Origin of the sequence: Dokdonia sinensis, assembly GCF_003688895.1 — a bacterium.
In the GTDB taxonomy this organism is placed as follows: Bacteria; Bacteroidota; Bacteroidia; order Flavobacteriales; family Flavobacteriaceae; genus Dokdonia; species Dokdonia sinensis.
Map to the genome: position 1 here is coordinate 44732 of NZ_REFV01000018.1, position 13955 is coordinate 58686.

The following is a 13955-nucleotide window of genomic DNA, read 5'->3' on the forward strand; positions in this document are numbered from 1 at the left end:
ATGTTTCATAGTGTAGTCACGTTTCTAAACAATCATAAACCCGTAGTTTTTTCGTAAGTTGCAAACTTTATTTTCGACATTTTCAATATGTGTACGGTTACTTATATCCCCTTATCCAATGCTAACTTTATCCTCACTTCTAATCGCGATGAAGCATCGGGACGCACAACGCTTGCTCCCAGCTTTTACGATATAGATGGCGTTAAGATGCTGTTTCCTAAAGACGCCGTAGCTGGTGGATCCTGGATTGGACTGTCTGAAAAAAGTAGACTGATATGCTTACTCAACGGCGGTTTTGAAAATCACGTGCGTGTTGAGCATTATAGGATGAGTAGAGGAATTGTTGTAAAAGAGTTGCTCAAGGCAGACGATCTTGCTATCGAGATTAGAAACTTTGATTATAGTGGTATTGAACCTTTTACGATCATAGCTGTAGATTGGCAAGACAAGTTAGTTGCAACAGAACTGGTTTGGGATGGCCACAAAGCCCATATTACGGTACTCGATGATACTCCAAGAATATGGTCTTCTTCTACGCTATATGACGCCAATATGAAAGAAAAACGACGTAACTGGTTTTCTGTTTTTAGTGCAACTACAGATTGGTCTTCAAAGGCACTTTTAAATTTTCACACCACCGCTGGTGAAGGTGACGCGCACATAGACTTGAGAATGAACCGAGGCTTACTAAAAACAGTAAGTATCACACAAGTTGAGAAGACTGATGAAAAATGTACAATGACGTATCACGATTTTCAAAAAGATGAAGTACACGCAACCACTTTTGATATGATTCCCGTTTGAATCATACAGGTAAAATAATTGTCCTTGCTTTTCCAGACACCTTTGTAAAGATGTCTGATGAGTTGATGTGTAAGATTTTGCCGCTCGTGGGATTGGGCACGCGGACACATATAAAAGCTGGTCACGCTGCTCTTGTATTAATAGAAAATGAGACCGGAAACGCACAATATTTTGATTTTGGTAGATATATCACACCTCCAGGTAAGGGCAGGGTAAGAGGAGCGATTACAGACGTAGAGCTGGAGATTCCGTTTAAGGCTAAAATTAAAAATAAAAAGCTCGAAAATCTTGATGATTTTTTGATTTGGCTTGATGCACATCCAGAAAAAACACACGGCTCAGGAAGACTGGTGGCTTCACTTTGTGAATCCATAAATTATGAAAAAGCCATAAAATACATCCTCGATTTACAGTCGCAAGGCAGCATTCCGTATCGTGCCTTTGGTAAAGAAGGCAGTAATTGCTCACGGCTGGTTACAGAGACCATTCTTGCATCTACAGATGAAAAAGCTATAATAAAACGTCTTAAGTGGAACAAAAAGTTTACTCCAAGCACCGTAGGCAATGTGGAGAAGAGTGCAAGTGATGTTGTATTTGAGGTTTTAAATGGAAAAGTTAGCATCTTTAATTCTACCGCTTTACGCGAAAATTTAACCAACTACTTTGACAAAAAAGTAAATATGCCTAGGCATAATGACTCCCATCTTAAAAGCCTACCTAAGGAAGCACAATTACTTACCGGTATAGGAAGTAGTGCTTATTTCTACTTAGAACCACTCTCGGAAACTTCTGCCGCAATAAGAAGGTATACTGAAGAGGGGCTGTTAGATTTTGAGGGTATAACTACTATTCCCAAAGGATTTGAACTTAGTAAAACATACACCTTTGTTTACGACTCAAATTGCGCATTTTGCACTATTGAACAAGGTGGAAAAAATTTTTGTTTTAAACTTGAACGGAAAGAGGATAAAAAGTCTAGTTCATCGCAAATGTCGCACTCAGCTTAAATGTTGGGATTTTTACTCTAAATTTTCTTGTGGTTGTAAAGTTTACCATCTGATAAAAACCCTCCATCGCTCCAAAGGGAGAAGTAAGCAAGCAACCAGAACTGTAGGTATGTTTCTCACCAGGTCTGAGTACAGGCTTCTTCCCTATCACTCCTTCACCATCTACTGTTTCAGGAACATTTAGAGCATCATATATTTTCCAATGGCGCGCCATTAATTGTACGGCATCTTTAGACTGATTGTCTATAGTTACTTTGTAACCAAAGGCGAAGTGCATTTTATAATTTTTATAAAATGTCCCCTCAAAAGTTGTTTCTACCGAAATCTTTATACCTCTTGTGACCTGTTGAACCATTATCTAAAAAAATACTGCGGTTACTGCAAAGAATATCAACGCAAAAAGGGTTGTGCCTATTAAAAAAACCCAGTTTAAAAATACAAATTTTATAATTGTTATGAATCTCCCCTGCTTATAAAAATTGCGCAAGGCTTTGTAAAAATAAAACGGTCCCACTAATAAAAGTAGTATCGCAGCGACAACGTTTTTCTCAAAAAACAAGTAATCTGGAATCAAAGCAATTAATAATACGACAAAAACCCAACTAAAAATATGGAAGATAAGCACCAGATGCTCCATATAATTAAATCGCTTTTTAGAGTAGATCAGCCAGAAAAACAATGCAAAAATGGGAGAAAAGAAAAAGATAAAAAACGGGGTTTTAGAAGCGAGATAATAGAGAAAACGAGCGGGATTATCTTCTATACGTTTTAAATCATTATTTTTTTGATACAACCACACATTAGTTTTTGTTTTCTCATACTTAAGACTGTCGAGAGCTTTTGATGCACTTCTAATCTCTGTACTCTTATAAAAGTCTGTAAATAAGTCTATTTTCTGTATATTCCTATTTAACCAGCTCAGGTCTTTCAGACTGTCTTCAGAAATATAATCATAGACTTTCTCATTTTTAAGTCGCGTGGAGTCTAGCTTTGCCTCCTTTATTCTTGCCATAGATTGCTCTATAGATTTGTTTATTTTTTCTTCAATTTCATCAGGATCGTTGTAATTTTTTATCTCGCCCAAGTCTGTGGTAAGGTCGTTTACAAACTCATCTGCATCGATCTCATTACCATTATCATCCCTAACCTCCAAAGCAGAACCATCTAAATTCATAGTCTGATCACTATCAAAAAGACCCAACAATCCTAAAAGAATAAAGTAAAGTATAGAAGCACTCAAGAAAAACCGAAAAGGGTTTGCATAATGTAATCGCTTACCCTCCACATAGTTTTTTGTGATAGTTCCTGGTTTAAAAAGTAAATCTTTAAGTGTGTGTCTGAAACGGGAATCGTATGTAAAAACACTTAGTACAAATTCCTTAAAGAAATCTGACAATGTAAGTCGTTTTGTAGTATTAATTTGTCCACAGTATGAACAAAACCGGTCGGTCAGATCTAACGGATGTCCACAGTTGAGACACTCTACCCCGCGATATTGCATCGCGAGTCTACTATTAGACTTTACCGGGGTTTCCTTCATCCGATAAATATAGAATTATTCTGCTTAATTTGTGATGTCTGTGGAGTTTGTCTGCCCGTAACCTATCAATTCATCAAAACGTCCTCCGGGCCTGCGATAGTACACCAGAATTTGATACTCATTTTCTGTTTGCCAAAAATTACCGCCAGGTTGGATCTGAGGGTCTATCTCTCCATTTTTGTCTACAATAACATACTTGTAATTGTAAAAACCTTGCTTCAATAAATACGGGAGCTCATAAATCTGTTGTTTCTCATTCCACTCCATGGTTGTTGTTTTCTCAATCTCATAATTATTGAAGTTTCCATAAACATGCATTTCCTGATCATCTTCTAGTTTGGGATGCTGGAGTGAAAAATGGATCCACACGTACTCTGCCTCGCTCTCAGGATTTATCCCTTGAAGCGTTGTTACCAGAAAATTACCGTTTATATCTGGGTTGTATGTGTATATTTGATCGCGTCGTGTTGGGTTTGTAAAAAGAAAGTTATGGTATAAATCGCGTACCTCAATGTATTGAATTGCAGCTGTGGCGGCTCTAAAATCCCTGTTTTCGAACCCAAAAAATTCATTCCCTGCCCAAAAAGCAGTTTCCTCATCATAACGATACTCTAATTTTGTACCAATAGTATATTGAGGCTCTATATCTGTAATAGCAGTTTTTAGGTTATTATTTTGTAGCAACACGACTTTTACGTTACGCCTTGGATTTATAAGTTGGTCATCACCTCCATCCACAAAAAAGCGTAATGTTTGTTTCTCATCTACAAACTCCAGATCTCTCGGTCGTTTAACTTGCGCTCCTACGGCAAGTGCTGGCGTATATATCATAAATTTTCTAGAGAAAATAAGCTCGTGGTTATCATTATATATACTGAGCATATAATTCCCTGTTTTTGTAAGCCTCTTTACATTCCTGTTAGGGATTTTTAACCTATAATGAGTATATAACTGAAGGACAGCTACGGAGTTTTCATAATCAAGAATTCTCACATCATCCATCCCATCCATAAATTCTGAACGCATTAAGTTACTCTCTGTCCAGTCTGCATTATGGTGGGTAATCTTATAAAAGTAATTTGCCTCGTCACCTATAATATCGTCAAAGCTTAACTCTAGACCCGATCCTAACCTAATGATAGGAAGTTGTGCTTGGGCGTTGAGAAGGCTTCCGCTTTCGCGAAACTGGACCGTACGAATAAATGGCGGAGCAGGCATTTCTTCGGCCGCTTGTGCAAGTAAATTTCCGGTTGAAAGTAAAATAAGTGAAAGAAAAAAGTATATGCTTTTCATAAAAATTGCTTGATACATCAAATATAAACAAATTCCTTGCCGAGATATTTTGTTGAGATGGAAGTTCCTTTAATCAGGTTTTAAAAGTAATGATGAGTTATATGCTTTCGCGAAAGCAAACAAACCCCAATATCGCATTCAAACATTCTTTATTTTAAGTCAATCTAAATACAAACTATTTGATTAACAATACATTCTGAAAAAAGGGAGTTAAATTTCCCTAACTTTAAATAAATCAAAAAGAAAAAGATATGGCTATTACCCTCGCACATAATTGTAGCAATTGCAACCAACTAAAAGATGGGAACTTCTGTAAAAAACACCAAGTACATGTAAGTGCAAAATATACTTGTGATAGTTTTGATATGAGAGCTTCACTTAAAGATGACAGAAACTGCGTGACCTGTTCTCGCTATGAAGAAAGCGACTGCGCAAACCCTACAAAAGCCGCTCCTGGAATGTTATGCGCATCCTGGGCGCCACAAGGAGAAGCGTAAGGAAATCGAACTAGAACTAAAACTCGAACTCGAACTCGAACTCGAACTCGAACTCGAACTCGAACTCGAAAATAATAATGCTTTTTGGATCATCATTCCGGAAAGCATTTTTTAACCTTTTTCCAGAAAACTATAACCTCACTTGTAACGTTGTGTAAAACGTAAGCGGTTCACTTGGGATGATTCCTGGGCCGGGATAACCTGTTGCACGTCTGGTAAAGTACACCTCATCTAACGCGTTATTTATTCCAGCTTCAAGTTTGAACCGTCTCCAAGTATATGCTGCCGAAATATCAAGAATTCCGTAAGAAGGAATCGTCCCCTCGATACCTCGCTGATTATCATTTACATCCTGTGGCGCATTAGTAGCATCCGTAAATTGTTCAGTTAGATGGGTGTATTGAATGCTACCTGTAACATTCTTGTACCCGAAGTTCACTCCCGTTTTAAAATTAACCTCTGGAATGAACTCCACTTTATTTCCTTCCACTCCTACGGCGTCAGAACTTACGTATTCAGAATCTGTAAGGGCAAGATTTACAAAAATGTTGAGTTTAGTATTTTCGCTTTCGCGGAAAAAAGTATTGCGCACATTCCAATCTCCAAAAAATTCCAGACCATAAATAAAAGCATCACCTATATTCCCACGACGACGCTTTATACTGTTATCAGTATCTACAAAAAGTACTTCGCCTAGTCGTTCATTGTAGCGCACGGCAAAAAAACTTGCATCATAAGAAACTATATCATCAACACGCCCTCGCACTCCTACATCTGTAGTGAAGCCTTCTTCATCTGTAATATTTTCATCTACTACAAAAGAAGGATTAACCACTCGGATATCATTAAATGTTACAGAACGATAGTTCTGACTAAAATTCCCATATAACTCTACTGAAGAACTCAAATCATAAGTCAGTCCCGCACCTAATAATAGAAAGTTTCGTTCAAAATCTCTATTGTCAGGCACCTCTTCATTTACTAAAGGATTTCCAGCAAGATCTAGCACAATGTTTTTAAAGAACCCTTCACTAGCAGTCTTGATATATTCAAAACGAAAGCCTGGAGTTACCGTAAACCTATCTGTAATATTGAAAATATTTTCTCCAAAAATAGCAAGATTCCTGTTAGGGAATTCAAAAGCTGCTTGGCGTTCGTAATTCGGAAACTGATCAGTTGCAAAAGAAAAATCTGCGTCACCTGCAATGGTTCCAGGTCCCTGCTTCTGACTGTTTGCCGCATCATAATATTTACTCCCTATCAAAAAGACAGCATCTGTACCTTCTATTTGATACCTACTAAGCAACCTTGCCTCTGCTCCCCAATTAGAAAAATCATCTATTAGTAACTCTCGTGGCTCTTCTAAATCATCGGGCTGAGAAACTCGATTTGTCCTGAAACCTACAGCACTTCTCCTTGCATCCAGTCCAAAAAGGTTGAGGCTAAAATCTGTTTTATCACTAAAGGAGTGATCCAGTCGCAAAGAATATACCTTCCAATCTACATCAAACCAGTTGCGGTTGCGATTACTAAAATCTGGACTCTCCAGAAACTGAGTATCCGTGAGCCCTCCAGCTTGTTTGGCAAGATAATTAAAAAGCGTCAGCTCTCCCGTGAGCTTCGTTTTTTCAGAAAGTTGGTACCCTAGATGTACAAAGTAATTCCTACTATTAAATTGCGAATTAGGTCTCCAGCCATCTCCCTCCTTATAATTAAAAAAGGTGTAATAGCTCAATTTTCCCACCGTACCACTCAGACTGTTAAACGAAGTAAGCAATCCATAGGACCCAGCTGTCTGCCTAGATACGAGTTCGATTTTTTCAGTAGGATTTGGTTTTTTGAACTTGAAGTTTATGAGGCCGCCGAACTGCGTTCCGTACTGCAATGAAGCAGCCCCACGTACGACTTGTATTTCACTTAATGCCTCAGCAGGTGGGGTGTAGTAACTCTCTGGATATCCCAGCACATCTGCACTAATATCATAATTGTTCTGTCTAATATTAAAGTTGGCCGAGCGGTTCGGGTCTAAACCTCGCCCACCTATATTAAGTTGTAATCCTGCATCTCCGTTTTCATAAATATTCAATCCTACTACTTGGCTATAAATTTGTCTCGGTGCGTTCGCCGCAAGGTTTGCGGTGAGTTGATCCAGAATGACAACCTCACTCTTTTTCCCTGCATAAATAGCTGTACCTTCTACTTTTTTGAGCGAGCGCAGGGCAAAAATTTTCTCTCTCCTGTTGGTCAGCACTACTTCAGAAAGTGACTCCCCTAGCGGACTCAAACTATAATTCTTTACAATGTCCTGAGTTATTTCAAGTCGTTCCTCCACTAACTCAAATGCAAATCCAAAAACAACAATGGAATACGTATCAGTAGCGATATTGTCAATATTAAATTTACCCGACCTATCAGTAGTGGCAGACTTGCTGGCTTCCCGCACATACACCTCAACATCAGGAATGGGGTTTCCACTCTCGTCTGTCACGACACCCGAGAACGAATACTGCGCCATTACCGAAAAGGTAGCAAGAAGGAAAAATAATATACTACAAGCCTTTAATTTCATCTGTAAATGGTTTTATCCAATTTTTATGGGCAAAGGATTCTTCAACTTTGGCGAGGTTCACTTCTGGATCGATATAGGTCTCACTCAGCCTCCCGTTAAGCGCTACGAAGGATTCTACGTAAACTCCGACATCTTGATGTCCTTGCGATTCAAAATGGTCGCGAAGATAATGTGCATATTCCAGAATAAAGTCTGGCTGGAAGCTCATTTGCTTTTCTTGAAGTGGCGTAAGAAAATCTGTATTATCCACGTAAAAACGTCTCCCTGTTACGCCGTCTACAATCTTAAATTGTGCATATCCGGATTTCTCCATAAGCATCACCCGCCAAGAAAAGCGATACCCCTCTTCGGTCCAGAACAACTCGCCTGGATATGCAAGGTAACGCCAAGGCAAGAGGATTTGTACTATAAAGAAAATAGCAACGACGGTAAGCGAAACTCTAGCAACTTTCGGATGCTTCGGTTTATAGTATAGGTTAGATTCTAGGAGTTGCTTTGGGTATTTTACCGCTCCACGAGACAAGCTCGGGATAAATTTCGCGAAAGCGTAAACAATCTTCTTATGAAACCCTGCATCAAAGAAAATGAGCGCACTCACAATCATCACATACGGGAACATCCCAATGGGAAAAAGCACACGGGTGAGTAAGTGAAATATGATGACCATCACAAAGGCAAAAATCCGGGTGCGCTTCCAAAGCAATAAAAACGGAATGAAAAGATCGTAACTAGCCCCAAACCAACTAAAAACATAAGACACCCACTCTTCTCCCAGTACATTCCCGATAAGCGGAATGTCAAACTTAGACGGCAACCAGATTTTAAGGGGCATCGCATTTAGGAGCCAGTCGCTATTAAGTTTTGCCAGTCCCGCATAAATGTAAACTATGGCGATTAATAGCTTAATGCTGTCTATCGTCCACCGAGGGATGTATTGAATGGGTTCTATATTACGCTTTCGCGAAAGCGTAAACGCATCTACAGAAAAATATTTTCCTGCAGGAAGAAAAATCATTAAGAAACTAAGTATGGATATGAAATAGTAATGATTGAGGTACATCGTTTTATCCATTAACTCGATGTAGGTAAAACTCAAAAAGAAGGTTATGATAGCCCATCGATACTTCCAGCCCAATGTGATCATTAAGGAGCTAACAGCACAAATACAAAACAACAGATACGTGTAATCTCCAAAAGGTCGAACCCATTCAAAACCATAGAAGGTAAAGTGAAACTTAGGCGCGATGTAAAATTTCTCAATCCACCCATAACTCCAAAACCGAACGATACTCACAAACATCAAGATCCCAAAAAACACACGAAAGACCGCTAGTGGAGCGGCCTCTGTGTGGCTATTCAAATATTGGGTAATCTTGTCTTTCATTTAGAGTTTTTTGGACTCTGTTTTTTTTAATTTCAGCTTTGACTTTGTTAATCGCCATCCGCATCTGCGAAGTCTATACTGATGCTCATTGCACTTACCATATCTACTTTGAGTAATGGTACTACTCGCTGCACTTGGTTGTAAGCTTCTAGAAAATCACTTGGTGGATTTACGGCTAGTTCTTCTTCAAAACTTCTCAGATTTGAAACCGCCGTTCTGGCCGTGTTAAACTGGTTGTTTATAATGTCATTAAGAGCAACTCCATCTGATACCGTATTTAGTTCTTCTAGATAGCTGTTCAAACTTTCGCCAGTGCTGTTTGTATTATATGCCTTCCCATTAAAGAAGTCCTGCGTTGCGTTAAGCCCTTCTAAAAAGAATTGTTTAGAAAGATTACCCGCATATAAGGCTTCTATATTTTCTGACTCAACAGTACCAGAGAAGACACCACCTGGTATCCCCATTTTTCCCGCACGTAAAAATTTCTCGTAATAGAAGATGTAATCATTAACCAAGCGGTCTGTAGACGCGGTAGCAGAAGCACCATCATTGTTTACAAAAATGTCTCTATAATCCCCTTGCCATTGTTCAAGCACATCCGTGCTAAGTAACCGGATGTCCCCTACGACGGCACTTAAATAATTCTGGTGTCTAAGGGCGTCCGCCTCAGATCCCTCATATTTAGAAATAATAGCTTCATCTGTTGGGGCTATTCCGTAAAGTAGATAATCTATAGCAGGAAAACCTTTTGCCACACGATTGGATGATAGAGATAGGTTGTAGTTCTCATTTTGAATATTATCCTGAATTAATGTCGTGTTTGTAGGATAAATATTTACGTTAAGACGCAGGTTTACAGTTTCTGCAGGGCCGATTTCAAACATAGATACGCGCTGCCAAGTCGAGTATGCTGTAAGCCACTCTGATCGTACTAATTCTAAATTTGCTGTGGTTGCATCTGCACTAAAAGCCGCTACAGCTGTTTCAAGAGCTGCAATTTTTGTGTCAAAATCGACATAACTAGGAATAATTATATTATCTGCCCAGTTTGATAGCATTGCGCTGCGATCAAAAGTTCCTACGGGAGGATTTACCCCTCCTTCATCGTCTGTCATTATTCCTGTATCATCACTTTCAGAACAAGCAAACATGATTAGTGTTACTACTAATAAACCAAAAACCTTTTTCATAATCTCAAACATTTTTTATTACCGAAGGAAACCTAAAGTCCCACTTTTAAACAAATTATTATGCCTAACTCCCTGCTTGTGCTACTGTGAAGTCAAAGCGGTCTGCAATCGTATTTGAAATCAAGTCAAGCGTACCTGAATCTACATCCCATAAACCATTACCTTGATTTAAGAGTGTTATAAAACCTTGCACTTCTTGCCCCGATAGATACGGTGCATCTGTGTCAGGATTACGTGTAAACTGCAAGCTGTATATAAATCCAAATCCTTCAGATAAATCGTGAAAGGCTGCCCCCATATCTCCAGCTTCAATAGCAATCTTACCTTGTTGTAAATAATATACTGCCCTCACACCTATTACTTCAGATAATTTCTCTCTTAAAATGGCTGCTTGCGCATCACGCACTTCATAATTCTTAGCAACAATTGCTGCGCGGCCCAGTTTAAAAGCGTCAAAAATTACTTGCGAAATCCCAGCGAAGTCTTCATCACCTTCTACCCTACCCACATACTTATTAAGGAAATCATCGTCATTACCTATTGTTACATTTGCGTTTGCAGCATCTGGAGCATTACCATATAAGTACCCGAAGGCCTCATCCCATTTATGCTCCATGTCTGTGTAGACAGTCCCATCTACCACAACGTTGTTGTCATTATCTTGACGGTTTGTACCAGCGTCTAAAACAGCTGTTCCTAAATAATTATTTAGAGTTTGGTCCAACATAAGCCCACCGATGAGTGACTTTCCGAAAATTTGATTGTATTCAAAGCCTTTTCCATTTACATAACGAGTGCTTGTCCCGTCTGCAATTTGGCCTGCAACACCGCTTTCTGCCTGTGTCATTTGGGCTGGGAATACTTCATTTATTTGAGCTGCAAGTTGTGCATCAAAAAACGCTCTAATTTGAGCAGAACCTGCAGCATCTCCAGAAAAGTAATCCTGAGACGCAGCAACTTTACTCTTTACACTTTTATCTGAAGCATTTAAATCTTCGTTTTCAAAAGGGCTATTTTCATTTGCAAACATAGCTGACAAGCTCTGGACAGTTGCGTTGTCAAAATCGCTCATTGCGCTCACAAGTTCTTGAGCCATTAAAATGCGTGTCGTTTGTCCTGAAAAGCTTACGGTACTTTCTCCGTCGCGTTCAAAAGAGTACGTAGCTGGAGCCGTTACTACATTTTCCTCCGATATTGTTATTGTATTATCGTCATCATTCTCACAAGAAGTGAATGCGATTGTTGTAATTGCTAAGGCTGTATATAAGAGTTTCTTCATTTTATTTAGACTTAATATAAATAGTAATTGATTTTGGGAGCAAAAATAATACAGACTTTTAATTCTCCCAAGTTTATTTAGATTAAATTTAAATAAGGATATGTTAAATTTGATTTAAGCAATTTATTCTGAAGCCATTTGAAGCTGTAGCTGTGCTCTCACTCCTTTTGCCCAATTCTCCAGAACCTCTTTTTCCTCTGAAGTCATATTGCCGTGAAGCCAGGTATATGCATCTAGGGGCATCTCACCCTCTTCAACCTCCTCGATAAGTTCGTCAAGCTTGTGGTCTTTCTTCTTAAGAGAATAGCTGTCCCAAGCCGCCACGTTAAAATGTTTTTTACCGTCTTCTACGTGCTCGTCTACCCAAAAAGAAATAGGAGCAACCTCGGCATACCAAGGATATTCGGTAACACCACTATGGCAATCGTAGCAATTTGTCTTTAAAATCGCTTTTACTTCAGCCGTTGCATTTGTTTCAGCTTCAAAAGCGGTAATTGTTGCATAATCTCCCGTATTTTTTTCTGGACGGAAAAACTGGATGACACCAAGAGCTATCAAGCCAATGATGAGAAAATAACGTAAGAATTTCACGATGTCTAGTGTTTTAAATGAGGTGCAAAAATAAAAACCATCGGTATAAAAAACAATCTTATTTTTAATTATTCTAAATAAAAGTATTTGTCTTCTTCAAAGGTTTAAGATTGTGTTCGTGGGTGCTTCCGCTTTCGCGAAAGCGGAATAAAAAACCTCTTTCGACAAGAAAGATTCTAAAAATTGATATGAGAGAAAATCTCAAAACTTTTGAAAGCAGAAGCCTATTGTTGAAAAGCTAGACAAAACCACACTTATTTACCATAAAATAACGGTAAACCTATGTTTTTAAGACTACATATTGCATTTTGTTGAAGAAATCTCAAAACACCTTATTTAGAATTAATATAAATAATATGATAGCGAATTGTCTGTTATGAAAATACGTCTTGAAATTCGTAAATTTGCGCACCCAAAAATTTGGGATTTTAGATAACATAAATCTACTGACATATGTCAAAAGACATCAAAATCAAAAAAGGTCTTGATATCCGATTAGTAGGCGAAGCAGAAAAGACTATTTCTGAGGGGCCTAAGTCGCGTACCATTACAATAAGACCTTCAGATTTTCATCTCGTTACTCCTAAATTGGTTCTTAAAGAAGGTGCCAAACTTGCCAAAGGTGACGTGATATTTTACTCAAAATCAAGAGAAGAAATTAAATTTGTATCTCCTGTTGCTGGAACAATCACCGAAATAAAACGCGGTGCTCGTCGAGTAATTACAGACATCATTATCGAAGCCGATCACAATGGCGAAGAAGTTGATTTTGGGATATTGCCTGCAAATGCAAATGCCGAAGCGGTAAAAGAAAAATTACTTTCTTGCGGATTATGGTGGTTTATAAAACAACGTCCTTATGATGTTGTGGCAAATCCGGAAGTTGAACCTAAAGCGATTTTCATCTCTGGACTAAACACTGCTCCACTTTCTCCAGATCTAGACTTTGTTCTTGCTGGAAAAGAAAAAGAATTGCAAGCAGCTATAGATGGCCTCAATATGTTAACAGCTGGGGGAATTCATATTTCTGTTGGCTCAAACGCATCGCCTTTTGCTAGCTTAAACAATGTGACTACATATCATATGAATGGACCGCACCCAGCTGGGAATGTGGGAACACTCATTAATAAAATAAATCCTATAAATAAGGGGGAAACAGCTTGGACTATAGGAGCTCAGGACCTTGTGATTGTAGGGGAGCTTTTCCTTACTGGAAAATTTAATCCTGCTCGTATCATTTCGGTTTCTGGCAGTTCGGTTAAAAAACCTAAATATTACAGAACGATTATAGGCTCGGAGGTTTCGACGTTTGCTTATGATGCTGGAATAGAAGGTGATAATAATCGTTTTATCTCTGGAAATGTGCTTACTGGAAAGCAAATAAAGCCGGACGGAGCTTTAGGTTTTTATGCTACAGAATTTGTTGCAATACCTGAAGGTGATGATTACGAATTCTTCGGATGGAATAAGCCTGTATTTGATAAAATTTCTCCGTCACGAGCGCTTACATTCTCTTGGTTAAACCCAAAGAAGAAGTACGACCTCGATACAAATACAAATGGAGAGCACCGCGCATTTGTAGTGACTGGTAATTACGAGGAGGTTTTCCCTCTGGACATCTACCCGATGCAAATCCTTAAAGCGTGTATGGTAGAGGATTTAGATGAAATGGAAGCTCTTGGAATGTATGAAGTGGCTCCAGAAGATTTTGCTCTTACGGAGTTTATGTGTGTATCTAAACAACCACACCAAGAAATTATCCGTAAAGGACTTGACGTTATGTATAAAGAAATAGGATAAG

12 protein-coding genes are annotated in these 13955 nt (G+C 38.7%); 4 read left to right on the top strand and 8 right to left on the bottom strand.

Annotated elements, in window-relative coordinates:
- The first annotated feature begins 87 nt into the window (after positions 1 to 87).
- Together EAX61_RS14775 and EAX61_RS14780 are read left to right on the top strand one after the other, a co-directional pair.
- Positions 88 to 804, top strand: coding sequence for an NRDE family protein (locus tag EAX61_RS14775; RefSeq protein ID WP_121918488.1), 717 nt, complete (start codon positions 88 to 90; stop codon positions 802 to 804).
- Positions 801 to 1811: a DUF6695 family protein gene (locus EAX61_RS14780; RefSeq protein ID WP_201739469.1), complete on the top strand. Its 1011-nt coding sequence runs from the start codon at positions 801 to 803 to the stop codon at positions 1809 to 1811. The genes EAX61_RS14775 and EAX61_RS14780 overlap by 4 nt, the downstream gene beginning before the upstream one ends.
- Here the strand turns inward: EAX61_RS14780 and apaG are convergent.
- The 3 genes from apaG to EAX61_RS14795 are packed head-to-tail and all read right to left on the bottom strand — an operon-like array spanning position 1780 to position 4644.
- Positions 1780 to 2166 carry a Co2+/Mg2+ efflux protein ApaG gene (apaG, locus tag EAX61_RS14785; protein WP_121918489.1) on the bottom strand — a complete coding sequence of 129 codons (387 nt, stop codon included), beginning with the start codon at positions 2164 to 2166 and terminating at the stop codon, positions 1780 to 1782. The two genes, EAX61_RS14780 and apaG, sit on opposite strands and share 32 nt — an antisense overlap.
- Positions 2167 to 2169: 3 nt before the next feature.
- On the bottom strand, positions 2170 to 3351 hold the full coding sequence (locus EAX61_RS14790) for a DUF3667 domain-containing protein (RefSeq protein WP_121918490.1): 1182 nt from the start codon (positions 3349 to 3351) through the stop codon (positions 2170 to 2172).
- Between the two features lie 24 nt (positions 3352 to 3375).
- A complete protein-coding gene (locus EAX61_RS14795; RefSeq protein ID WP_121918515.1) occupies positions 3376 to 4644 on the bottom strand; it encodes a type IX secretion system plug protein in 1269 nt (422 codons plus the stop codon).
- Positions 4645 to 4895: 251 nt separating this feature from the next.
- On the opposite strand from EAX61_RS14795, the gene EAX61_RS14800 reads away from it, so the two are divergent.
- Positions 4896 to 5141, top strand: a complete 246-nt coding sequence (locus EAX61_RS14800; RefSeq protein ID WP_121918491.1) for a hypothetical protein — start codon at positions 4896 to 4898, stop codon at positions 5139 to 5141.
- A gap of 130 nt (positions 5142 to 5271) precedes the next feature.
- On the opposite strand, the gene EAX61_RS14805 is transcribed toward EAX61_RS14800, so the two are convergent.
- The 5 genes from EAX61_RS14805 to EAX61_RS14825 form a co-directional block, all read right to left on the bottom strand.
- Positions 5272 to 7710, bottom strand: coding sequence for a TonB-dependent receptor domain-containing protein (locus tag EAX61_RS14805; protein WP_121918492.1), 2439 nt, complete (start codon positions 7708 to 7710; stop codon positions 5272 to 5274).
- On the bottom strand, positions 7691 to 9094 hold the full coding sequence (locus tag EAX61_RS14810; protein ID WP_121918493.1) for an HTTM domain-containing protein: 1404 nt from the start codon (positions 9092 to 9094) through the stop codon (positions 7691 to 7693). The genes EAX61_RS14805 and EAX61_RS14810 overlap by 20 nt, the downstream gene beginning before the upstream one ends.
- A gap of 47 nt (positions 9095 to 9141) precedes the next feature.
- Positions 9142 to 10284, bottom strand: coding sequence for an imelysin family protein (locus EAX61_RS14815; protein WP_121918516.1), 1143 nt, complete (start codon positions 10282 to 10284; stop codon positions 9142 to 9144).
- A gap of 64 nt (positions 10285 to 10348) precedes the next feature.
- On the bottom strand, positions 10349 to 11563 hold the full coding sequence (locus EAX61_RS14820; RefSeq protein WP_121918494.1) for a DUF4856 domain-containing protein: 1215 nt from the start codon (positions 11561 to 11563) through the stop codon (positions 10349 to 10351).
- A 123-nt stretch (positions 11564 to 11686) separates the two neighbouring features.
- Positions 11687 to 12154 carry a heme-binding domain-containing protein gene (locus EAX61_RS14825; protein ID WP_121918495.1) on the bottom strand — a complete coding sequence of 156 codons (468 nt, stop codon included), beginning with the start codon at positions 12152 to 12154 and terminating at the stop codon, positions 11687 to 11689.
- A 453-nt stretch (positions 12155 to 12607) separates the two neighbouring features.
- Between EAX61_RS14825 and EAX61_RS14830 the strand changes: the two genes are divergently transcribed.
- The gene (locus EAX61_RS14830) at positions 12608 to 13954 is read left to right on the top strand and encodes a Na(+)-translocating NADH-quinone reductase subunit A (protein WP_121918496.1); all 1347 of its coding nucleotides are present in this window, start codon (positions 12608 to 12610) and stop codon (positions 13952 to 13954) included.
- The last annotated feature ends 1 nt before the right edge of the window (position 13955 follow it).